19 protein-coding genes are annotated in these 20,885 nt (G+C 69.6%); 9 read left to right on the top strand and 10 right to left on the bottom strand.

What is annotated here, in order from left to right; genetic code table 11:
- Positions 1-3: 3 nt before the first annotated feature.
- From AC1DMS_RS05240 to AC1DMS_RS05205, 8 genes are all read right to left on the bottom strand, one after another.
- Entirely contained in the window at positions 4-1,305 is a 1,302-nt protein-coding gene (locus AC1DMS_RS05240) for a UDP-N-acetylglucosamine 1-carboxyvinyltransferase (protein WP_418145564.1), read from the bottom strand.
- A 20-nt stretch (positions 1,306-1,325) separates the two neighbouring features.
- Positions 1,326-1,763 (bottom strand): helix-turn-helix domain-containing protein, encoded by a 438-nt coding sequence (locus tag AC1DMS_RS05235; RefSeq protein WP_026284125.1) that lies wholly within the window; start codon positions 1,761-1,763, stop codon positions 1,326-1,328.
- A 92-nt stretch (positions 1,764-1,855) separates the two neighbouring features.
- Positions 1,856-2,476 carry a PAQR family membrane homeostasis protein TrhA gene (gene trhA, locus AC1DMS_RS05230; RefSeq protein ID WP_012748326.1) on the bottom strand — a complete coding sequence of 207 codons (621 nt, stop codon included), beginning with the start codon at positions 2,474-2,476 and terminating at the stop codon, positions 1,856-1,858.
- Positions 2,477-2,580: 104 nt separating this feature from the next.
- Positions 2,581-2,940 carry a hypothetical protein gene (locus AC1DMS_RS05225; protein ID WP_012748325.1) on the bottom strand — a complete coding sequence of 120 codons (360 nt, stop codon included), beginning with the start codon at positions 2,938-2,940 and terminating at the stop codon, positions 2,581-2,583.
- Between the two features lie 146 nt (positions 2,941-3,086).
- Entirely contained in the window at positions 3,087-4,496 is a 1,410-nt protein-coding gene (locus tag AC1DMS_RS05220) for a GTPase/DUF3482 domain-containing protein (RefSeq protein ID WP_478180746.1), read from the bottom strand.
- Complete coding sequence (locus tag AC1DMS_RS05215; protein ID WP_478180745.1) at positions 4,493-5,905, bottom strand: DUF2868 domain-containing protein; 1,413 nt, start codon at positions 5,903-5,905, stop codon at positions 4,493-4,495. The genes AC1DMS_RS05220 and AC1DMS_RS05215 overlap by 4 nt, the downstream gene beginning before the upstream one ends.
- A 384-nt stretch (positions 5,906-6,289) precedes the next feature.
- Positions 6,290-8,149, bottom strand: coding sequence for an ABC transporter ATP-binding protein (locus AC1DMS_RS05210; protein ID WP_307592323.1), 1,860 nt, complete (start codon positions 8,147-8,149; stop codon positions 6,290-6,292).
- A 110-nt stretch (positions 8,150-8,259) separates the two neighbouring features.
- Positions 8,260-9,417: a helix-turn-helix transcriptional regulator gene (locus AC1DMS_RS05205; protein ID WP_478180744.1), complete on the bottom strand. Its 1,158-nt coding sequence runs from the start codon at positions 9,415-9,417 to the stop codon at positions 8,260-8,262.
- Between the two features lie 168 nt (positions 9,418-9,585).
- On the opposite strand from AC1DMS_RS05205, the gene AC1DMS_RS05200 reads away from it, so the two are divergent.
- From AC1DMS_RS05200 to AC1DMS_RS05185, 4 genes are all read left to right on the top strand, one after another.
- A complete protein-coding gene (locus AC1DMS_RS05200) occupies positions 9,586-10,371 on the top strand; it encodes a helix-turn-helix transcriptional regulator (RefSeq protein WP_478180743.1) in 786 nt (261 codons plus the stop codon).
- Between the two features lie 146 nt (positions 10,372-10,517).
- Positions 10,518-10,754 (top strand): hypothetical protein, encoded by a 237-nt coding sequence (locus AC1DMS_RS05195; RefSeq protein ID WP_062366851.1) that lies wholly within the window; start codon positions 10,518-10,520, stop codon positions 10,752-10,754.
- Between the two features lie 76 nt (positions 10,755-10,830).
- Entirely contained in the window at positions 10,831-11,661 is an 831-nt protein-coding gene (locus tag AC1DMS_RS05190) for a DODA-type extradiol aromatic ring-opening family dioxygenase (protein ID WP_062366780.1), read from the top strand.
- A gap of 28 nt (positions 11,662-11,689) precedes the next feature.
- On the top strand, positions 11,690-12,565 hold the full coding sequence (locus AC1DMS_RS05185; protein WP_478180742.1) for an alpha/beta fold hydrolase: 876 nt from the start codon (positions 11,690-11,692) through the stop codon (positions 12,563-12,565).
- A gap of 14 nt (positions 12,566-12,579) precedes the next feature.
- Here AC1DMS_RS05185 and AC1DMS_RS05180 read toward each other — a convergent pair whose 3' ends face one another.
- Complete coding sequence (locus AC1DMS_RS05180; RefSeq protein ID WP_478180741.1) at positions 12,580-13,596, bottom strand: Bug family tripartite tricarboxylate transporter substrate binding protein; 1,017 nt, start codon at positions 13,594-13,596, stop codon at positions 12,580-12,582.
- A complete protein-coding gene (locus tag AC1DMS_RS05175; RefSeq protein ID WP_478180740.1) occupies positions 13,593-14,591 on the bottom strand; it encodes a Bug family tripartite tricarboxylate transporter substrate binding protein in 999 nt (332 codons plus the stop codon). The genes AC1DMS_RS05180 and AC1DMS_RS05175 overlap by 4 nt, the downstream gene beginning before the upstream one ends.
- A gap of 166 nt (positions 14,592-14,757) precedes the next feature.
- Here AC1DMS_RS05175 and AC1DMS_RS05170 point away from each other — a divergent pair, with 166 nt between their 5' ends.
- The 5 genes from AC1DMS_RS05170 to ilvD all read left to right on the top strand — a co-directional run bounded on the left by AC1DMS_RS05170 (position 14,758) and on the right by ilvD (position 20,816).
- The gene (locus AC1DMS_RS05170; RefSeq protein WP_478180739.1) at positions 14,758-16,209 is read left to right on the top strand and encodes an FAD-dependent oxidoreductase; all 1,452 of its coding nucleotides are present in this window, start codon (positions 14,758-14,760) and stop codon (positions 16,207-16,209) included.
- A 68-nt stretch (positions 16,210-16,277) separates the two neighbouring features.
- Entirely contained in the window at positions 16,278-17,120 is an 843-nt protein-coding gene (locus AC1DMS_RS05165) for an IclR family transcriptional regulator (RefSeq protein WP_478180738.1), read from the top strand.
- A gap of 42 nt (positions 17,121-17,162) precedes the next feature.
- Positions 17,163-18,458: an aconitase X gene (locus tag AC1DMS_RS05160; protein WP_478180737.1), complete on the top strand. Its 1,296-nt coding sequence runs from the start codon at positions 17,163-17,165 to the stop codon at positions 18,456-18,458.
- Between the two features lie 211 nt (positions 18,459-18,669).
- Positions 18,670-19,122: an aconitase X swivel domain-containing protein gene (locus AC1DMS_RS05155; protein ID WP_478180736.1), complete on the top strand. Its 453-nt coding sequence runs from the start codon at positions 18,670-18,672 to the stop codon at positions 19,120-19,122.
- Positions 19,119-20,816: a dihydroxy-acid dehydratase gene (gene ilvD, locus AC1DMS_RS05150; protein WP_478180735.1), complete on the top strand. Its 1,698-nt coding sequence runs from the start codon at positions 19,119-19,121 to the stop codon at positions 20,814-20,816. The genes AC1DMS_RS05155 and ilvD overlap by 4 nt, the downstream gene beginning before the upstream one ends.
- Positions 20,817-20,885: the final 69 nt, after the last annotated feature.

Here is a 20,885-nt window from a genome sequence, read left to right as displayed (position 1 = left end):
CGCTCATTCCTCGCTCGTCCACTCCACCTGCGCGCCCAGGCTGCGCAGGTTCTCGGCGAAGCGCGGGTGGGCCCGGCGGATCGGCGCGGCGTTGCGGATTTCGGAGCGGCCTTCGATGCTTGCCGCCACCATGAAGAGCGCAATCGCCACGCGGATGATGTAGGGGCTCTCGACCACGGCCGGCGTCAGCGGGCTGCCGCCGAAGCTGATGAGCCGGTGCGGGTCCGAGGAGAACACGTGCGCGCCGAACTTCGACAACTCGCCGGTCCATCCCAGCGCGCCGTCGTACACCTTGTTCCAGAACATCGCATTGCCCTGGGCGCGCACGCCCAGCGCAATGAAGATCGGAAGCAGGTCGACCGGGAAGTACGGCCACGGCGCCGCTTCCACCTTGGTGAGCACGTTGCTGGTGAAAGGCGTCTGCACCTTGAGCGGGCCGTTGCTGCTGGCGCGCGACCAGCCGTCTGCGTGCGTGACCGTCACGCCGAACTTGTCGAAGGTGCGGTCGATCAGCGGAAAGTTCTCGGGCGCGCTGTTGCGCACGACCACGTCGCCGCCCGTGATGGCGCCCAGCGCAAGGAAGGTGGTGATCTCGTGGAAGTCCTCGTCAAAGCGGAATTCCCCGCCGCCCAGCACGCCGCCGCCGTGCACCGTGAGCCGCGAGGTGCCGATGCCCTCGATGCGCACGCCCAGCATCGCCATGAAGCGGCAGAACTCCTGCACATGCGGCTCGGAGGCGGCATTGGTGAGCGTGGAGCTGCCCTTGGCTGCGGCTGCGCACAGCACGAAGTTCTCGGTGGTGGTGACGGAGGCGTAGTCGAGCCAATGCTGCGCTGGCACGAGCGGCCCGGCGCAGCGCACCAGCAGCGAGCCGCTGGCGCGTTCGACCACGCTGCCGAAGCGCCGGAACACATCGACGTGCGGATCGATCTCGCGCACGCCCAGCGTGCAGCCCTTGACGTTGTCTTCGAGCCGCGCAATGCCGAAGCGCGCGAGCAGCGGCGGCACCAGCATGATCGACGAGCGCATTTCCTCGGGCAGGCGGTCGCGCGCGGCATCGAAGGCCGTGTCGCGGTGGTGCAGCTCCAGCGTGCCGGTGGCGTGGTCCATGCGCACCTGGCTGCCCAGGCTGCGGAAGATCTCGAGGATCTTGCGCACGTCGGTGATGTCGGGCACGCCGTGCAGGCGCAGCGGCTCGCGCGTGAGCAGCGTGGCGCACAGCACCGGCAGCACGGCGTTCTTGTTGGCGGAAGGCGTGATGCGCCCACGAAGCGGCGTGCCGCCGTGCACGATGAGGCTGGACATGAAGGAAGAGCGCGGCCGGCTTATCCGTTCAGCTGCTCGGCCACTTCGCGCCGGCCGAGGCCCCGCACGGCGGCCAGGCCTTCGAGCTGGGCCTTGCGCGGCCTGGCCTTGCCTTGTTCCCACTTGTAGATGGTCTGGCCCGTCACGCCCACCAGCTTGCCGTAGGCGGCGGCCGAGAGGCCGAGCTTGACGCGGTGCGCAGCCAGCCGGCTTGCGCTGAATCGCCGGTGCGGGCCCGATTCGGCGGCCTCGTCGGCATCGCCTGCGGGCGCGGCGCGCGCCACGGTTTTGGTGGCGCGGCGCAGCTCCTTTTCGAGCTTTTCAACCTGCCGGCGCAATGCGGCGATCGAGGCGCGGTGCAGCGTGGATGCTTTTCTGAGCGTTTCGATCTCCGCGCGAACTTCCTTGCGGGCGACACGGGAAATCTCGGATTTCAGGATGGAGGCGATATTTGGCATGGAGCGCATTTTGCACATCTCACGAAGCGAAAACCTGACGGGAGGTGGTAACAGGCGCTTACACCGGGAGGCTGCACGGCCGCGGCCGCGCATCACAGCACGAACCAGCCCACCGACACGAAGTGGCTTGCCGTCCCCGCCAGCACGAACAGGTGCCAGGCGCCGTGCGCATGCCGGAAGCCCCGCCGGTTGCGATAGAACACCGTGCCCACGGTGTAGAGCACGCCGCCGGCCAGCAGCCACGCAAGGCCGCCGCTGTCGAGCCGCGCGGCCAGCGGCACCGCGGCCAGCACGCCGAGCCAGCCCATCGCGATGTAGAGCGCCAGCGGCGGCTTCGAGTCCGCGCCGCCTGCCTGCAGCAGCTCGCGTCCGATGCCGAAAAGCGCAGCGCCCCACACGGCCGCCATCAGCAGCCAGCCCCAGAGCCCGTGCAGCGTGACCAGCGCGAACGGCGTGTAGGTGCCCGCGATCAAGAGGTAGATGGCGCAGTGGTCCACGCGCTCCCAGAAGCGCTTGCGCGGTCCCCGGGTGCTGTGGAACAGGGTGGAGGCCGCATACAACAGCACGGCCGAGAGCGAGAAAACCAGCGCGCCGGCAATCCGCGCGGCGTCGCCGGTGGGCAGGGTCTTGGCCAGCAGCAGCGCGGTGGCCGCGAGTGCGAGCACCAGGCCCAGCAGATGGCTGTATCCGTTGAGCCGTTCGCCGGGGTACATCGCGTGGGGTGGGGTGCAGTCTGGGTGGATGGCGGCAAGGGCCTGCGGATGCTAGGCGGGCCGCGTGACTGCGCAGTGACCGCGCAATGGAAGCGCCGGCTCGGCTATTTCTGCGTGCCGAACGAGTTGACGTGCACCTCGACGATGTCCACGAATTCCGGCAGCTCGAGCAGGAACTCGGGGTCGCGCGCCAGCGGCGCCACGCGCAGCGGATCGCCGCGCTGCGCGTGCATCGCATGCATGTGCTCGATCGATTGCCAGTAGGAGACGGTCCTGAATTCGGCGGCGTCGCCGTTCAGCTTGCGAAAGTACTGCACGCCCAGGCATTCGGGCTTCTTCGCGATCTCCTGGATGCCGTGCTCGAAGCTGTAGCGCAGGTATTCGTCGGCCCGCGCAATCGGCGTGCGGCCTTGCCACACGCGTCCGATCAAGGGGGTGGCGAGCAGTTTGCATTCGACGGCCATGGATGCTCCTTTTTTTCGATGAAGACAAAAAGACGAACGGCACCCCGCGTGCCGTCGATGTCCTCGAAAAAAAGGGTGGGGCGCGCGGCCGCCCCGGCGCGTAGGAATCGGTCGCCTCCGCCTGCAAGCGAAGGCAGGAGCGGCGCTCAGGGTTCGAAGGCGCCCTGCAGCGTGCGCGCGAGATCGGCCGCGAGCGCGTCGCGCTGCGGCGCGGGGCGCCAGAAGCCGCGCGTGGCCAGGCCCGCCGATTCCCATTCGGGATGGCTGCGCGCGGGCCGCACTGCGCGCACGGCCGCCGCCGTGGCGCGCGTCGGCGCGTCCTGCGTCGCGCTCGTTTCGGCCGCGATGCGCCCGGTGGCCGCATGCCCGCGCTGCTCCAGTGCGCGCGTGAGCTTCAGCTGCCAGGCCACCAGCGCAAACAGCACGCCGTCTTCCACCGTGAGCTCGTGCACGTTGCGCAGCCGGTTCGCCAGCTTGCGGCCGAACGGGCCCCAGCCCTGCGACACGGCGCCGCCGATGGCGCCGCCCACCGCCGCGCCAGTGCCCAGCGAAATGCCGGCCACCGCCAGGTCCGCCACCACGCCCACGGCCGCGCCGATGGCGGCGCCCTTGCCGAGCCGCAGGCCCGCGTCCTTCATGGCTTCGGGGCTGAAGAAGTCGAGCGTCCAGCGGCCTTCGATGAGCGGCAGCGGCGCCTCGCCCGCATCGTCCTGGCGAAAGCCGTAGAGCGCGAGCAGGTCGTCGGTGCAGCGCTGCGCCTTGTCGAACACCTCCTTCTGCAAGGCCGCGACGAAAGCCTTGCGGCGCGCCGTGTCGGCGAACTCTTCGGCCGGCACGGTGCGGCGCAGCGCCGCCGCATCGACCAGCAGTTCGGCGATGCGCGCGCAGGCCGCGCGGCGGCGCTCGGCGGCTTCGGCGGCGAGCCAATCCGCCACCGCGCGCAATTGCTCGCGCCGGTCGCGCAGCAGTGTCGACAGGTCGCTGTAGAGCTCGCGCTCGGCCCCCACGAAGGGCGCCGCGGCATCGAAGCGCACCTGCACGTGCAGGCCGTAGGCCGAGAGCAGTTCCTTCCAGTCGGGCTCGCGGCTGGCCGCATCGCGCACGAAGTTGAGCACCGGCAGCACCGGCCGCGCGCAGGAGTTGAGCAGCTCGATCTCGTCGCGGAACTTGGGCAGCACCGGCTCGCGCACGTCGATCACGAGAAAAGCCGCATCGATGTCCTGCATGGTGCGCAGCACCTTGGCTTCCTGCTCGAACACGCCATGCGCCTCGGGCCCCTGCAGGAACAGGCGGATGCGCTCCGGCGGTGTGGCCTGCGCACCATCGAGGCCGGCCAGGTGCTCGCGCAGCGCCACCGCATCTTCCAGGCCCGGCGTGTCGAAGAAGCGCACCGCGGCCTGGCCGTTCACCTCCAGGTCGACCGATTCGACATGGCGCGTGGTGCCGGGCCGCTGCGACACCTCGCCGAAGTTGGCGCGCCGCGTCAGCGTGCGCAGCAGCGAGGTCTTGCCCGCGTTGGTGTGGCCGACCACGGCGATGCGGATGGCTTGCGTCATGAGACGACCCCCAGGCCTTGCAATGCGTCTTCGAGCCGCGGCGTGGCCGCGACGCGCGCAAGGCCGGTGCCCTGCAGCCAGTCGATCCAGCGCTGCGATGCGTCCGCGCCGGCCGCGTCCCTGGCGGCCGGTGCCAGCCAGAGCCGGCATTCGCCGCACTGGGCCAGCACTTCGCGCAGGAAGCGTTCGGTGCCGCGGTCGGGGCTCGATGCGGCGTGGCACACCAGCAGCACGGCGCGCGGACGGGCCTCTGCCAGCCGGTCGAGCAGCGCGCGGCGCGCGGGCGCGCTGCCGTCGATGCGCTGCAACTGGGCCGGGGTGATGGCGGCGGGCAGTCCCTCGGGCGGCCACGGCGTATCCGCGGGCAGTTCGAAGCCGATGACGAACAGTTCGTTCCGCAACTGCGAAGGCGCAAGGCCCGCCGGCGCCGCGCCCGGCGCGCGCCCCGGATCGGCATCGACGATGGCCGGCGGTGCGAGCGCGGCAAAGCGCGCCGCGAGCTTGCAGTAGTAGGGCTCGCTCCAGTCGGGCTGCAGCGCGGCGCGGCGCCGTTGCCACACCGCCGCGCTCAGCAGCACCAGCGCCAGGCGCGGCAGCAGCCCGTACACCACGATGCAGCCGGTCAGCCACAGCGCCCAGTCGCGCTGGCCCGCGGCGCCGGGTGAAGGAGAAAGAACGGTCGCGGCATCGGGAACCGGAAAGCCGATCTGCGACGGCGCCCAACCCAGCACCTGCACGGCGTGCACGAAGAACGCCGGGTCAAGGATGGTCGTCTCCCAGCTCAGCGTGTAGCTGCGGAACGCCAACGCGAACAGCAGCGCGGCCAGCACCACCGCGAACGAGAGCGACCAGATGCCGTGGCTCACCAGCCCCAGCGCCCAAGGCAGCAGCCTGGCGCGCGCGAGCAGCCCGGTGGCCGCCCGCAGCAGCACCGGCGCCTGGCCGCGCTTGCCGCCGGCCACGCGCGCGGTGAGCGCGAGCCAGATCCAGCCGAGCGAGCTCGTGTTGAATGCGCCCAGCGGCAGCCACAGGCCGGCCAGCCACAGCAGCAGCGTGAGCGCATGCAGGCCGAGCAGGCTCGCGAGCGCGACGATCACATTGATGTGCCGTTCGCCGCCGCCGACCACGTTGCCCGCGAGGCCCAGGCCGGCCATGACGATGAGCGCCACCAGCCCGAGCAGCACCCATGGCGCCCATTGGCGGGCGCGTGCCAGTTCGGATTGCAGCCCGATGCGTTCGCCGAGCAGCAGCGCGCGTGCCGTGATGCGTGCCGGCGCGCCAGAAGTGCGGGAGAGGGCGGTGCGCAGGACCTCGGCATCGTCGAGCGGACCTTTCTCCTCGGTCCATCGGATCGCTTCGGTGACGACCGCGTCCGTAAAGGCAGGTTCGCGCAACGCGGTGTTGGTCAACAGGGGCCCTTCGCAGCAAGTTTCCCCGCATGTGCCGGGGCGCGCGAATTATGCCCGGCGCATTCCGGCGGACCCATGAGAAACGGGGCCGCGCGGACGGCCCCGTTCTTGTTCAGCAGGCGAGTCGAAAACGCGTGCCCGGTTTCAGCGCAGGCCGAAGAACGAAAGCACGGCCACGACCACGACGACCAGACCGACGATGTAAATGATGGAATTCACGCGAGGACTCCTCGTTGTTGACGACAGCTTCAGCATCGCGCCCGGGGTGGCGAGCTGCTGTCGGCGAGTGGCGGCGCGTGCTGTAGGACTCGCCAAGGCCCGCCCGGGCGCCGGCGGCGCACGGCCGTAACGCTTGCTGACAAATCGCCGGCTGGGGCTCGGCGCTCAGGCGCGCAGGGCTTCTTCTTCCTCGTCGAGATCGTCGCCCAGGAAGCCGCCGCTCTGGTGCGCCCACAGCCGCGCATAGAGCCCGCCCTGCGCCATCAGCGTGCGGTGGTCGCCTTCTTCCACCACGCGGCCCTCGTCGAGCACAATGAGCCGGTCCATCGCCGCGATGGTCGACAGCCGGTGCGCGATCGCGATCACGGTCTTGCCTTCCATCAGCCGGTAGAGGCTCTGCTGGATGGCAGCCTCCACCTCGGAATCGAGCGCGCTGGTGGCCTCGTCGAGCAGCAGGATCGGCGCGTCCTTGAGCATCACGCGTGCAATGGCCACGCGCTGGCGCTGGCCGCCCGAGAGCTTCACGCCGCGCTCGCCCACATGCGCCTCGTAGCCGCGCCGGCCGCTGGCGTCGCCCAGCGTCTGGATGAAGTCGTGCGCCTCGGCGCGCCGTGCGGCGGCCTCGATCTGGGCCGGGGTTGCATCGGGCCGGCCGTAGGCAATGTTGTCGGCCACCGAGCGGTGCATCAGCGAGGTGTCCTGCGTGACCATGCCGATGTGGCTGCGCAGCGAATCCTGCGTCACATGGGCAATGTCCTGCCCGTCGATCAGGATGCGGCCGCTTTCCAGGTCATGGAAGCGCAGCAGCAGGTTGACCAGCGTCGACTTGCCCGCGCCCGAGCGCCCGACCAGGCCGATCTTCTCGCCCGGGCGCACCACCAGGTTCAGGTCGTCGATGACGCGGCGGCCCGCATCTGCATAGCGGAAGCTCGCGTGCTCGAAGCGCACCTCGCCGCGCGGCACCTCGAGCAGGCCGGCATCGGGCGCATCGAGCACGGTGCGCGGGCGCGACAGCGTCTTCATGCCGTCCTGCACGGTGCCGATGTTCTCGAACAGGCTGGTCATCTCCCACATGATCCAGTGCGACATGCCCTGCAGGCGCAGCGCCATCGCGGTGGCCGCCGCCACCGCGCCCACGCCCACCGTGCCGTTCGACCAGAGCCACAGCGCGGTGCCGGCCATGCCCGCGGTCAGGCCCATGCTGAGCGTGTGGTTGACGATCTCGAAGGCGCTCACCAGCCGCATCTGGCCGTAGCCCGTGTACATGAATTCGCGCATCGCCTCGCGCGCGAAGCCGGCCTCGCGCTGGGTGTGCGAGAACAGCTTGACGGTGGCGATGTTGGTGTAGGCGTCGGTCACGCGCCCGGTCATCAGCGCGCGCGCATCGGCCTGCGCCTTGCCGACCTTGCCCAGGCGCGGCACGAAGTACATCAGCGCGCCCGCATAGAGCACCAGCCAGACGATGAAGGGCAGCACCAGCTGCACGTCGAGCACGGTCACCAGCACGATGATGGTCACCACGTACACGCCCATCGCCACCACCACGTCGGCCAGCACGAACAGGGTGTCGCGCACCGCCAGCGCGGTCTGCATCACCTTGGCCGTGATGCGGCCCGCGAACTCGTCCTGGTAGAAGGCCATGCTCTGGCCCAGCATCACCCGGTGGAAGTTCCAGCGCAGGCGCATCGGCAGGTTCACCGCCAGCGTCTGGTGCTTGACGATGGTCTGCAGCGCGACCACGCCGATGCTGATCACCAGCAGCGCGGCCAGCCACGCCAGCGTGTCGCCGCGCTCGGCCCACAGCCGCGACGGCACCTGGCCACCGAGCCAGTCGACGATGCGCCCGAGGATCGCGAACAGCAGCGCCTCGAAGCCCGAGATGGCCGCCGTGAGCGCCGCCATGACGGCCATCTTGAGGCGCAGGCCCTGGGTGCAGGCCCACAGGAACGCGAAGAAGCCCGTCGGCGGAGGCGCCGGTTCGGCCGCGGGATAGGGATGGAGCAGTTTTTCGAAGAAACGGAACAAGGCGTGCGGTCTCCAGGGGAAGCCGCGACTTTAGCCCGGGGTGGCATGTCCTTGCCCCGAAAGGGTGCGTTCCGGCGCCGTCGGAAGCGATGAAGGGGGCCTGCGGCCGCTCAATCCGCCAGGCGCGTCTGGTGCCGCGTCGGGGGTGTCGAGTGGTGCAGCAGGCGCAGCAGGTCTCCCTGCCTGGAGGTGCCGGTCTTGGAGTAGATCCTTTGCAGGTGGGTGCGGATGGTCGGTTCGCCCACGCCCAGCACGCCGGCAGCCTCCATGCCGCCCAGGCCTTGCGACAGCGCCATCAGCACGCGCAGTTCGCCGCCGGTGAGGCCATGCAGCCGTCCGAATGCCTCCCCGGGCATCAGCGGCGCCTGGACAGGGTCCTGGATGAACACCGCAACGCTCGCCGCGAACGGTGCGAGGACCCCGGCGCGCCGGCCATCGGCAATCGGCAGCAAGGTGGCGACGTAGCCCCCGCCGGTTCCACCGGGGATTCCGATCGCATGGTCCTTGGTGCGCATGTCGGCACCCTCGCGGCCTGAATCCTGGATCGCCTGCGTCAGCGCGGCACGAGCGGCCGGGTGGACCGGGGACAACCGGTTGTCGATCAGGCGCATCGCCGTGCCCGAGCGGACCTGCCGCTCGGCCGCAGTGTTCATGTAGACGACGCGGCCGTCGCGCGCCGCGAGGAACACGCCGGCCGCCAGCCCGTCGAGGGTCCTCTTCAGCACCTCTGAACTCAGCACCTGGATGTCGAGCGCATCGGAAATCGCCAGAGCGCGGCAGACATGCGGCGCAAGGAGCTCGAACAAGGCAAGGTCGCTCTGCTGGTAGTGCAGCGACTCGCCGCTGCGCGACGCGTGCAGGGACGCCATGCGCCCGCCGGTGCGCAGCGCCGGAAACCAGATGATGTCGAGCACGCCGTGTGGCTGCAGCACCTCGCGATAGAAAGCGCTGTCATGCAGATGGAAACGCTCCATCGACAGCGCGCTCACGTCCCCGGCGTTCGAGAGGACGTCCGCCGCGGCCATCGGGCTCTCGGCGTACCGGGCGCCGAATTTCTGCAGGAACTCCGACTCATAGCCGAAGACGTACAACTGGTCGTTCTGGATCTGCTTCAGGTCGTGCACACAGATGCCGCCCCCGGCGCTGTCACAGCGCTGCGCGATCTTTCTGCATGTTGCAGCCCACCGCTGCGGGTCGAGGGAGCAGTCGTAGATCGCACCGATCAGCTCCGACAGCTCGGCGGCGGGAATCTGTTGCGGGGCCGTCATTGCACACGATCCCGAAACGATGCCCGAACCGCTGGCACAAGGTCCGTCGAATGCCATACGATGCGGGGCTGATCCATCGACGGATCGTAGGCAGGCGGGCTGCGTTGCGTAATAACCTAAACAGGTGATCCATTGAATGCAGGAGTTGCGCCCCCCGCCCAGCCTTCAATGCACGATGGCACCGAGCCAATCTACGCGCTGTGGGACAAGCTCGCGAACTACCCCGTCTGCGATGGCGATGAAGCACTCGAGCACCTGCTCTGCAGCCTCTGCTCGATCTTCGGCGCGCACAACGCACTCTGGTCGGTGGTCGTGCGGCTGCCGAGCCCCGCGCTGGGCGACGCCCTGAACGGCTGGCGTCCTCTCTTCGTCCGGCTCCTGCGGCCTTTGCCGCCGATGGCCGCTTCGGTCCAGGAGCAGTTCGACTCCTTGTGGTCGCCGTCCGTCGACCTCTCGCAGATCCTTGCCGTGGCCGGCGAGGAACCGTTCCGCACCCAGCTCCTGTTCGAAGCGCTGCCTCCCGAGTGGTTCGGCGGTCCGCACTACCAGCGCCACTACCTGGCCATCGGACATGCGGACAGCATGTCGATGCGCTGCGCGATCAACCACGATGTGCGGGTGCACCTTTTCATTTTCCGAAGCACGGAAGCTCCCCGGTTCTCATCGGCGGACAAGAATCCTTTCGGCCTGGCGCTTCGCGGGCTGCGCTGGTTCTATCGCCAGCAATTGCTCAGCCACGGGCTCCTCATCGCGAACGCGCCGCTCACCGCCACGGAGCGCAGGGTCCTGCTGGGATTGCTCGAGGGCAAGGCGGAGAAAGCGATTGCCGCCATCCTGGGCCAAAGCCCGAATACGACGCACATCCACGTGAAGTCGATCTATGCCAAGTTCGGCGTCCATAACCGGGCGGCGCTGACCTCGCTCTGGCTCGGGCGCCTGCCCGAGGCCCGCTGACCGAACATCGATCGATGGCGCGGCCATCCCGCGCGTCATTGTTTCCGATGACTCCTTGAGCGCGCGGTCTCCCTAGGCTCGGGGCCTCACCGTTCCGCCTGGGAAGACCTCACTCGCGGTTCCAACTTGAGGAGTTCACCGTGAACATGAGCCCGATCCTCCCGCTCCCGCTGCCGGCCGACGCAGCCAAGGTGCCCAGCCCGTCCATGCACGGCACTTTCAAGCGTGCCATCTCCGCTCTTGTGCGGCGCGGCGCTGCCGAAACGGCCGACCCGCGGGAACGCTACCTCGCGCAATCGGCCAATCCTGAAGATCTCGAGAACCGCATGCGTGAATGGGAGGCGTACGAAGCCCGCCTGCGACGCCTTCCCCCCGCACTGTGAGGGGCTCCCGTCCTTCGATTCCCTGATGGGAATGCCTGCGGCTACAGTCGATGCAACGCCTTCAAGGAGCATCGGCTTGACCCACGACAACACCCTCTCGCGCCTGCCCACGTATTTCATCTCGCACGGCGGCGGCCCCTGGCCCTGGATGAAGAAGGAAATGGGCCCCACCTACGACCAGCTGGCCGCCGCGCTGGCCGACATGCCGCGCCAGATCGGCCGCACGCCGGACGCCATCCTCATGGTGTCGGCCCATTGGGAGGCGCCGGTCTTCACGGTGCAGGGCAACCCGCGGCCGCCGATGATCTACGACTACGGCGGCTTTCCCGCCCACACCTATGAAGTGCGCTACGACGCACCGGGTTCGCCCGAACTGGCCCAGCGCGTGCAGTCGCTGCTCGAGGCGGCCGGGCTGCCCGCGGCCATCGACCCGGAGCGCGGCTTCGACCACGGCATGTTCTCGCCCATGAAGGCGATGTACCCCGATGCCGGCGTGCCGGTGGTGCAGCTGTCGCTCAAGCGCGGGCTCGATCCGGCGGAGCACCTGGCGCTCGGCCGCGCGCTTGCGCCGCTGCGCGATGAGAACGTGCTCATCGTGGGCAGCGGCCTGAGCTATCACAACCTGCGCAACTTCGGCCCGCAGGCGCACGGCGTGTCCCAGGCCTTCGGCGACTGGCTCGACCACACGGCCGTGCAGTCGCCGCCGCAGGAGCGCGTGCAGCGCCTCGCGGACTGGGCGGCGGCCCCTTCGGCGCGCATGGCCCACCCGCGCGAGGAGCACCTGATCCCGCTGATGGTGGCGGTCGGCGCGGCCGAGCAGGAGCCGGGCGAGCGCGTCTATCACGAGGACGCGTTCATGGGCGGGCTGGTGGTGTCGAGCTACCGCTTCGGCGCTGGCGCCAGCTGAAAAGGCGGCGCGTTGGCAGAATCGGGTGATGCCTTCCATTCCCGATCCAGATCTCAATACAGAAGCCCGCCTCTTGATCGAACGCATCGCCGCGCGCGGCACGCGCCATGACGTGGTGCACGGCGGCGTTCGCGTCTGCTGGCGCCGCTTCGGCGCTGAAGAAAGCGCCCACGCACCGCTGGTGCTGCTGCACGGCGGCCACGGCAGCTGGATGCACTGGCTGCGCAACGTCGAGGCGCTCTCGGCCGGGCGCACGCTGTGGCTGCCCGACATGCCCGGCTTCAACGATTCCGACGCGCCGCCGCGCGCCGCGCCCGGCGAAGATCCGCTCGGCCCGCTGCTCGATGCGCTGGGTGGATCGCTTGACCAGCTGATCGGCGCGGGCACGCCCATCGACCTGGGCGGCTTCTCCTTCGGCGGGCTCACCGCCGCGCGTTTCGCGGTGCGGCGCGGTGCCGTCCGGCGCCTCGCGCTCGTGGGCAGCGGCGGCCACGGCACGATGCGGCGCATGGCGGTGGAGATGATCAACTGGCGTGCCGCGCCCAGCCGCGAGCAGGAACGCGCCGCGCTGCTGCACAACCTGGCCGCGCTGATGCTGCACGACAAGGCCGCGATCGACCCGGTGGCCTTCGAGATCCACGACATCTCCTGCCACGGCACGCGCTTTCGCAGCAAGGACGTGTCGCAGGCGGGCGGCCTGCAGGCCGCGCTCGACACGCTGGGCGGACCGCAGCTGCTGCTCTGGGGCGAGTACGACGTCACCGCCGATCCGCGGCCGCTGGTGGCGCAGCTCACGGCCGGCCATCCGCAGCGTGAAGGCGTGGTGATCGACGGGGCAGGGCATTGGGCGCAGTACGAGCGCGCCGATGATTTCAACCGGCTGCTGCTGCGCTTCCTGGGCTGAACCGCGCGGCCTAGCTATTGCTTCGCCAGCCCCAGCTTGCGGATCATGTCGCCCCACTGCTCGTAGGTCGCGCGCGTGAGCTCGGCCAGCTGTGCGGGGCTCGACGACTCCGCTTCATAAGCGCCCTGGCGGAAGAAGTCGCGCGTGGCGGGCATCGCGAGCACCTGCGCGAGCGCGGCGTTGAGCTTGGCGACCACCGGCGCGGGCATGCGCGCGGGCCCATAGAAGCCGAGCCAGCTCGGCATGTCGACCCCGCTCACGCCCTGCTCGGTCATGGTGGGCACGTCGGGCAGCATCGCGCTGCGCCTGGGCGCCGCCACTGCGAGCATGCGGACCTTGCCGGTGGCGGTGTTCTGGATCGCGTTGGGCGCCGCGTCGAAGTAGTACTGCACGCGGCCCGCGAGAAAGTCCTTCGCGGCATCGGCGCCGCCCTTGTAGGGCACGTGCACCACGTCCAGCCCCGCCTGCTTCGCGAAGGCCTCGCCGTAGATGTGCGAGGAGGTGCCGGTGCCGAAGGAGGCATAGCTCATCTTGCCGGGGTTGGCCTTGATGTAGGCCACCAGCTCCTGCACCGTGCGCGCGGGCACGCTCGCATGAACCGTGAGCACCAGCGGCCCGCGCGCGCCGAGCGAGATGGGCGTCAGGTCCTTGAACGGGTCGTAGCGCACCTGCGCCAGCGTCTGCGGGTTCTGCGCCACCACGGAAGAGGGCGCGTACATCATCGTGTAGCCGTCGGGGGCGGCGCGAATCACTTCCTCGGTGGCCAGGATGAAGCTCGCGCCCGGCCGGTTCTCCACGATGACCGGCGTCTGCAGCACTTCGCCGAGCTTGTTGGCGACGAAGCGCGCCTGTGCATCCGAGGCACCGCCCGCCGCGAGGCCGAGCACGATGCGGATGCTGCGGCCCTTCTCGGGGAAGGCCGCGGGCCCGGCCGCGAGCGCACCGCACGGCAGCGCGGCCGCGCCGAGCGCGAACACCAGCCACGCGGCCACGCGCCGGCGACCGATGAAGGAGTGCGGCCGGGCGTTCATTGCTTCGCCAGCCCGACCTGCTGCACCATCGCGCCCCAGCGCTCGTAGGTCGAGCGCGTGACGCCCGCGAATTCCTCGGGCGTGCTGGCCCCGGCCTCGTAGCCGCCGCTGCGGTAGAACTCGCGCACCTGCGGCATCGCCAGCACCTGCGCGAGCGCGGCGTTGAGCTTCGCGACCACCGGCGCTGGCATGTGGGCCGGCCCGTAGAAGCCGAGCCAGCTCGGCAGGTCGAGGCCCGCGAGGCCCTGCTCGGCGAAGGTCGGCACCTCGGGCAGCGCGGCAATGCGCTCGTTCGCGGCAATCGCCAGGATCTTCACCTTGCCGGTGCCCGAGGTGATGATGGCCGAGGAGGCCGAATCGAACATGTACTGCACGCGGCCGCCGATCAGGTCCTTGGCCGCGTCCGAGCCGCCCTTGTAGGGAATGTGCACCGCGTCGATGCCGGCCTTCTTCACGAAGGCCTCGCCGTAGATGTGCGACGAGGTGCCCGCGCCGAAGGAGGCATAGCTCACCTTGCCGGGGTTGGCCTTCACGTAGGCGATGAGCTCCTTCACGTTGCGGGCCGGCACGGTGGTGCTCAGCGACAGCACCAGCGGCCCGCGGCCGCCCATCGAGATGGCGGTGAAGTCCTTGAACGGATCGTAGGGCACCTGCGAGAAGGTGTGCGGGTTCTGCGCCATGGTCGAGGAGGGCGCATAGAGCAGGGTGTAGCCGTCCGGCAGCGCGCGCGCCACCTCGCTCGCGGCCAGCATGGTGCTGGCGCCGGGCTTGTTGTCGACGATCACGCCGGTGCCCAGTACCTCGCCGAGCTTCTGCGCCACGATGCGCGCCTGCGCGTCGGTGCCGCCGCCGGCCGTGAAGCCCACCACGATGCGGATCGGCTTGCCGCCGCGCACCGGAAAGTCTTGCGCCAGCGCCAGGGGCGCCACGCCCAGCAGGGCCGCCGCCCCGAGCGCCGCGCCGAATGCGCGGCGGGTGCCGCAGGGTTTCTTCATCGATGTCTCCGTTGGGAATGTTCTTCTTATATTGGTTTAGAAAACCATAAAAATCCATATCGACTAGGGAATACCCCAAAGAAATGCCATTCTCAGACTTTTGTGTTTGACAAAATGAACATTGAAATCAAAATACGATGCAACAGCCCATCCAAGACACTCATCCATGAAAACTGTCGTCCGCACCGACGAGCGCATCCTCAGCTCCGACATCTTCGACCGCGACAGCCGCGTCAAGCGGCCTGACCACGGCACCTGGGCCGAGCCCGGCAAGGACATTCCGGTCTACCACCGCTGCGGCGTGCTGGTGGTGGGCGGCGGGCCGTCGGGCACCGCGGCCGCCGCGGCCGCCGCGCGCGCCGGCGCCGACGTGGCGCTGCTCGAGCGCTACAACCACCTGGGCGGGCTTTCCACCGGGGGCCTCGTGATCTGGATCGACCGCATGACCGACTGGGAAGGCCAGCTCGTGATCCGCGGCTTTGCCGAAGAGCTGTTCGACCGCCTGCCGGCCGATGCCATTGCCGGCCCCGCGCGCGAGGACTGGGGCTCGCAGGACGCGGCCAAGGCGGCCCACTGGTCGCAGCGCACCGCCGCCTACCACGGCGTGGTCACCTGGTCGCCCACCATCGACCCGGAGCGCCTCAAGCTGCTCTCGCAGGAAATCGTGCTGGAGCGCAAGGTCAAGCTCATCTATCACTCGTGGGCCGCGATTCCCATCGTGCAGGACGGCACAGTGAAGGGCGTGGTGTTCGAGAGCAAGGAAGGCCGCATGGCGATCATGGCCGACGTGGTGGTCGACGCCACCGGCGACGGCGACCTGTTCGCGCGCGCCGGCGCGGCTTTCGTGAACGACATCGAGGAGGCCGACGTGCACCACTGCATGAACACCTCGTGGCTGTTCGGCGGCGTGGACATGAACCGCTGGATCGAGTTCAAGGCCGGCCAGCCCGAGGCGTTCAGCGCCTTCATGGCGCGCGGGCGCGAAGTGTGCGGCCTGTTCGAGCGGCCCTTCGTCTCGTGGCGCAACGACGTGGCGCTGTTCATGGGGCCGCGGCAGTCGGGCTATTCGGCGCTCGACGTGGACGACCTCACGGCCGTCGAAGTGCGCTCGCACCGCGCCATGGCCGCGCACCTGGACTACTTCAAGGCGCATGCGCCGGGCTTCGAGGAGGCCTACCTGATGCTGAGCGCGCCGCAGATCGGCGTGCGCCATGCGCGGCGCCTCTCCGGCGTGGGCGCGGTGCTGCGCAGCCAGTGGCCCGATGGCGTGGCGCTGCCTGACGAGGTGGGCGTGACGCCCGCGGTGTCGCCCAAGTTTCCGAACATCTCCATTCCCTACGGTGCGCTGGTGCCGCAGCAGCTCGACGGCCTGCTGGCCTGCGGGCGCCACATCTCGTGCGACCGCAACTCGCATGGCTTCATGCGCGAGATTCCGCAGTGCTGGATCACCGGCCAGGCCGCGGGCGTGGCGGCGGCGCTGGCGTCGCGGGGCGGCATCGAACCGCGCTTCGTCGACGTGGGTGCGCTGCAGTCGGCGCTGCTCGCGCAGGGCGTGTACCTGCGCGCCGGTGCCGGGCAGGGCGCGCAGGCGCGGGCCGCGGCCGAAGCCGGGATCTGAATCGCATGAACCCGGCCGACGCGCTTTCGCCAGCCTCTACATTGCAGAGTCTTGCAAAGGGTTCCTCCATGTCCACTGACAAAAACGACGCCTCCTTTTCCGCCGCCGATGCCGCCGATGCGCGCGGCGACCGCGCCGACACCGTGAGCGCATTGGAGCGCGGCATCTCGGTGCTGCGCTGCTTCAGCGAGGCGCGCCCCGTGCTGGGCCATGCCGACATCGCGCGCATGACCGGCATCCCGCGGCCGACCGTCAACCGGCTCGTCGCCACGCTGCTCTCGCTGGGCATGCTCAAGGCCGCGCAGGTGGCCGACCGCTTCATGCTCGGGCCGGGCGTGGTGTCGCTGTCGCGCGTGTTCCTCGGCAGCCTCGACGTGCGCGCCGCCGCGCGGCCCAGCATGCAGGCGATGGCCGAGGAGGTGGGCGCCTCGGTCTACCTCGCGATCCGCGACGGCATGGAGATGGTGCTGATCGAGGCCTGCCGGCCGCGTTCGTCGATGCTGTCGGCGCGGCTCGACGTGGGCTCGCGCGCGCCGCTGGCCAACTCGGCGCTGGGCCGCGCCTATCTTTCGGCGCTGCCCGAGGCGCAGCGCAACCAGCTGGTCGATTCGATGCGTCTCTTGCGCGGTCCCGAGTGGGACAGCATCGCGCCCGGCATGACGCGCGCGATCGGCGAAGCCCGGCGGCTGGGCTACTGCCTTTCGCTCGGCGAGTTCCACCGCGAGATCAACTCGGTGTCGGTGCCGCTCATCGGGCCCGATGGCGAAGTGATGGCGCTCAACGGCGGCGGCGCGGCCTTCGTGTTCACCGAGGAGCGCCTGCGCAGCGAACTGGCACCGCGCCTGCACGACATCGCGCTCACCATCGCGCGCGACATCGGCGGGCATGTGCCCACGCCCCTGCCGGGCTAGCCCCGGCCACCCCACGACACATCAAAACGGAGACACAGGGCCATGCACCTGAGCGATGAAGAAAAAGCCATGATGGACGGCCGCGACGGACCGGCCGTGCAGAAAGCGATGGACCTCCTGATGCGCTACGGCGAAGCGCTGGGCGCCGAGCGGCTGGTGGAAACGCGCAACGTCTGCGCCACCATCACCTCGACCACGCCGTTCCAGCGCGACTTCGCGCTGGCCAAGGGCGGCGGCATGGACGCGGTGTTCTCCGAGTTCAGCCTCGACAGCCAGGAGACCGTCGAGATCCCGAAGTTCAAGGTCTTCACGAGCCACCTGCAGCTGGGCTTCGACCCCGGCCAGCCCGAGCGCATGGGCGTGAGCGAGGAGATCGTGCAGTTCTACAACAAGAGCGAGCGCCATGCGGCAGGCCTGGGCGCGCAGATCATGAACACCTGCACGCCCTACCAGGTCGGCAACATCCCGACGCGCGGCGAGCACTGCGCGTGGATGGAATCGTCGGCCGTGGTGTATTGCAATTCGGTGCTCGGTGCGCGCACCAACACCGAAGGCCGCGAGAGCACCGGCGCCGCCATGCTCACCGGGCGCATTCCGTACTGGGGCTACCACCTCGACGAGAACCGGCATGCGACGCACGTGGTCGAGCTCGACGTCGAAGTCGAATCGGTGCAGGACTGGGGCCTCCTGGGCTACTACATCGGCGAGCATGTGCAGGAGCGCGTGCCGGTGGTGCACAGCCGGCGCGGCATCGGCCGCGTGCCCAACCTGCCGCGGCTCAAGCACTTCGGCGCGGCGGCCTCGTCGTCGGGCGGCGTGGAGATGTACCACATCGCCGGTGTCACGCCCGAGGCGCTGACGCTCGAGCAGGCGCTCGGCGGCCGCGCGCCGGTGGAGGTGCTGCGCTTTGGCGAAGCCGAACGCCGCGCCACCTACGAGAAGATCAACGCCACCGGCAAGGACGCCGAGGTGCAGTACGTGATGCTCGGCTGCCCGCACTACACCATCGAGCAGATCTGGGAAGCCGCGCAGCTCATCGAAGGCCGCAAGGTGCACCCGGATTGCGAGCTGTGGATCTTCACGCCGCGCGCCATCAAGTCGCTGGCCGACCGCAACGGCTACACCAAGATCATCGAGGACGCGGGCGGCATCCTCATGACCGACAGCTGCTCGGCCATGAGCCGCGCCGTGCCCAAGGGCACGAAGACCGTGGCGCTCGATTCGGCCAAGCAGGCCCACTACCTGCCCGCGATCCTCGGCGTGCAGGCGTGGTTCGGCAGCACGGCGGAGTGCATCGATGCGGCGTGCACGGGGCGGTGGAATGGAGGAATGCAATGAGCTTCAGGCTTGCGATGTCTTTGTCTTTCTCCCTCCCCTCCCGGGGGAGGGCCGGGGTGGGGGCCAGCGGCGCATCCATCGAGCGCTCTGCCAGCCCCCATCCCAACCTCGGTGCAGGCAGCCAGAGGCTGCCGCTCTTCGGGCTGTCCAGTTCCGCGCAGGCGGAACTGGAGCCGCAGCCCTCAGCCCCGGCAGGGGAAGGAGCAAAACCATGAATGCACGCGACAACACATCCACCCTGGTTATCCGCGGCCGCAAGGTGGTCGGCGGTATTGCCGAAGGCGAGGCGCTCGTCACGCGCGACCGCATCTCGGGCTGGGGCGGCATCGATCCGCGCACCGGCACCGTCATCGAGACGCGGCACGAGCTGCGCGGCCAGAGCTTCGCGGGCAAGGTGCTGGTGTTTCCGGGGGCCAAGGGCTCGTCGGGCTGGTCCGCGATGTTCCACATGACGCGGCTCATGAACTCGGCGCCCGCGGCGTTCCTGTTCAACGAGATGACCACCAAGATGGCGCTCGGCGCCGTGGTCACGCATGCGCCCTCGATGACCGATTTCGAGCGCGACCCGCTCGACTGCATCGCAACCGGCGACTGGGTGCGCGTGGACGCCGACCGCGGCGTGATCGAGATCACCAGGAAGAACAAACCCGGAGACCGCCCATGACCACCCGACCCCTGCGCAGCAACTTCCCGCGCGGCTCGTACCTCTGGTCGGTGCGCAACGCCCACTGGCGCGCGCTCGGCATTCCGGAAGAGGATTGCGAGAAGCCGAAGATCGCCATCGTCAACAGCTCGTCGGAGCTGGCGGCCTGCTTCAGCCACCTCGACAAGGTGGCGGCGGAAATCAAGACCGCGATCCGCGCCGCGGGTGGCGTGCCCTTCGAGATCCGCACCGCCGCGCCCAGCGACTTCATCACCGGCGCCGGTGCGCGCGGTGCCTACATGCTCGGCGCGCGCGACCTCGTGACCAACGACATCGAGGTGGCCGTCGAAGGCGCGCAGCTCGATGGCATGGTGTGCCTCACCTCGTGCGACAAGACCGTGCCGGGCCAGCTCATGGCGGCCGCGCGGCTCAACATTCCGACACTGCTCGTGCCCTGCGGCTACCAGCCCAGCGGCGAGTACCGCGGCAAGCACATGGACATCGAGGAAGTGTTCATCGGCGCGATGCATGCGGTCACGGGCCACCTGCCGGTGGAAGAACTCGTGGGCATGAGCCGCGAGGCGATCCGCGGGCCGGGCGTGTGCTCGGGCCTGGGCACGGCCAACTCGATGCACATCGTCTGCGAGGCGCTCGGCATGGCCTTGCCGGGCAGCGCGCCGGTGGCGGCGCTGAGCCCAAAGATGATGGCCGACGTGCGCGCCGCCGGCACGCGCATCGTGCAGATGGTGTGGGACGACCTCAAGCCGCGCGACATCCTCACGCCCGGCGCCTTTGCGAATGCGGTGCGCGCGGTGCTGGCCATCGGCGCCTCGCTCAACACGGCCAAGCACCTGCAGGCCGTATCGACCGAAGGCGAATGCGGCGTCGACGTGTATGGCCTGTTCGAAAGCCTCGGCCCGGCGACGCCGGTGCTGGCCGGCGTGCGGCCGATCGGCGAGCACAGCATCGAGGCCTTCGAGGCGGCGGGCGGTTGCCGCGCGCTGATGAAGCAGCTCGCGCCCTTGCTCGACACCAGTGCGCTGACCGTCACGGGCGGCACCGTGGCGGACAACCTGCGCGATGCCGAAGTCGCCAGCGCCGAGGTGATCCGCCCGATCGATCGCCCGGTCGCGCCGCATCCCGCCATCGTGCTGCTGCGCGGCAACCTCGCGCCCGAGTCGGGCCTGATCAAGACCGGCATCGTGGAACGCAAGGTGCGCAGCTTCACGGGCCCGGCCGTGTGCTTCTGGACATCCGATGCGGCCATTGCGGCGCTCAAGAAGGGCGAGATCCTGCCGGGCCAGGTGGTGGTGATGCGCGGCGCCGGCGCCTGCGGCGGCCCGGCCATGGGCGGCGGCGCCTCGCGCGTGGTCTTCGCGATCGATGGCGCCGGCCTGGGCGACCAGGTCGCGATCCTCACCGACGGGCATCTCTCGGGCCTGGTCTGCAAGGGGCTGGTGGTGGCCGAAGTGTCGCCCGAGGCCGCGCTCGGCGGGCCGCTCGGCCTCGTGCGCGATGGCGACGTGATCACCATCGACCTCGATGCACGCCGCCTCGACATCGCATTGACCGATGCCGAACTCGCCGCCCGCCGCGCCGACTGGCAGGCGCCGCCGCCGGCCTTCGACACCGGCTGGCTGCAGCAGTACCGGCGCAACGTGAGCCCGCTCTCGAAGGGCGCCGTGCTCGTGCGCACCGAACGCCCCGAACCCTAGGCCTTTTTCACCCGGCCTTCGCCAACCGGCGCGCAGCCACGCGCGCACCCGGTGGCGCAGCCCTGCGCG

This window comes from Variovorax sp. 05T418, from assembly GCF_056396385.1.
The sequence above is the reverse complement of the archived record's forward strand: the minus strand, read 5'-3'. Positions and strand labels throughout refer to the sequence as shown.

What these genes read in the sequence shown, in the direction of transcription:
- AC1DMS_RS05240 (WP_418145564.1), bottom strand. Translation starts at nt 1,305, where the DNA reads ATGTCCAGCCTCATCGTGCACGGCGGCACGCCGCTTCGTGGGCGCATC.
- AC1DMS_RS05235 (WP_026284125.1), bottom strand. Translation starts at nt 1,763, where the DNA reads ATGCCAAATATCGCCTCCATCCTGAAATCCGAGATTTCCCGTGTCGCC.
- trhA (WP_012748326.1), bottom strand. Translation starts at nt 2,476, where the DNA reads ATGTACCCCGGCGAACGGCTCAACGGATACAGCCATCTGCTGGGCCTG.
- AC1DMS_RS05225 (WP_012748325.1), bottom strand. Translation starts at nt 2,940, where the DNA reads ATGGCCGTCGAATGCAAACTGCTCGCCACCCCCTTGATCGGACGCGTG.
- AC1DMS_RS05220 (WP_478180746.1), bottom strand. Translation starts at nt 4,496, where the DNA reads ATGACGCAAGCCATCCGCATCGCCGTGGTCGGCCACACCAACGCGGGC.
- AC1DMS_RS05205 (WP_478180744.1), bottom strand. Translation starts at nt 9,417, where the DNA reads ATGACGGCCCCGCAACAGATTCCCGCCGCCGAGCTGTCGGAGCTGATC.
- AC1DMS_RS05200 (WP_478180743.1), top strand. Translation starts at nt 9,586, where the DNA reads ATGCACGATGGCACCGAGCCAATCTACGCGCTGTGGGACAAGCTCGCG.
- AC1DMS_RS05195 (WP_062366851.1), top strand. Translation starts at nt 10,518, where the DNA reads ATGAGCCCGATCCTCCCGCTCCCGCTGCCGGCCGACGCAGCCAAGGTG.
- AC1DMS_RS05185 (WP_478180742.1), top strand. Translation starts at nt 11,690, where the DNA reads ATGCCTTCCATTCCCGATCCAGATCTCAATACAGAAGCCCGCCTCTTG.
- AC1DMS_RS05180 (WP_478180741.1), bottom strand. Translation starts at nt 13,596, where the DNA reads ATGAACGCCCGGCCGCACTCCTTCATCGGTCGCCGGCGCGTGGCCGCG.
- AC1DMS_RS05175 (WP_478180740.1), bottom strand. Translation starts at nt 14,591, where the DNA reads ATGAAGAAACCCTGCGGCACCCGCCGCGCATTCGGCGCGGCGCTCGGG.
- AC1DMS_RS05170 (WP_478180739.1), top strand. Translation starts at nt 14,758, where the DNA reads ATGAAAACTGTCGTCCGCACCGACGAGCGCATCCTCAGCTCCGACATC.
- AC1DMS_RS05165 (WP_478180738.1), top strand. Translation starts at nt 16,278, where the DNA reads ATGTCCACTGACAAAAACGACGCCTCCTTTTCCGCCGCCGATGCCGCC.
- AC1DMS_RS05160 (WP_478180737.1), top strand. Translation starts at nt 17,163, where the DNA reads ATGCACCTGAGCGATGAAGAAAAAGCCATGATGGACGGCCGCGACGGA.
- AC1DMS_RS05155 (WP_478180736.1), top strand. Translation starts at nt 18,670, where the DNA reads ATGAATGCACGCGACAACACATCCACCCTGGTTATCCGCGGCCGCAAG.
- ilvD (WP_478180735.1), top strand. Translation starts at nt 19,119, where the DNA reads ATGACCACCCGACCCCTGCGCAGCAACTTCCCGCGCGGCTCGTACCTC.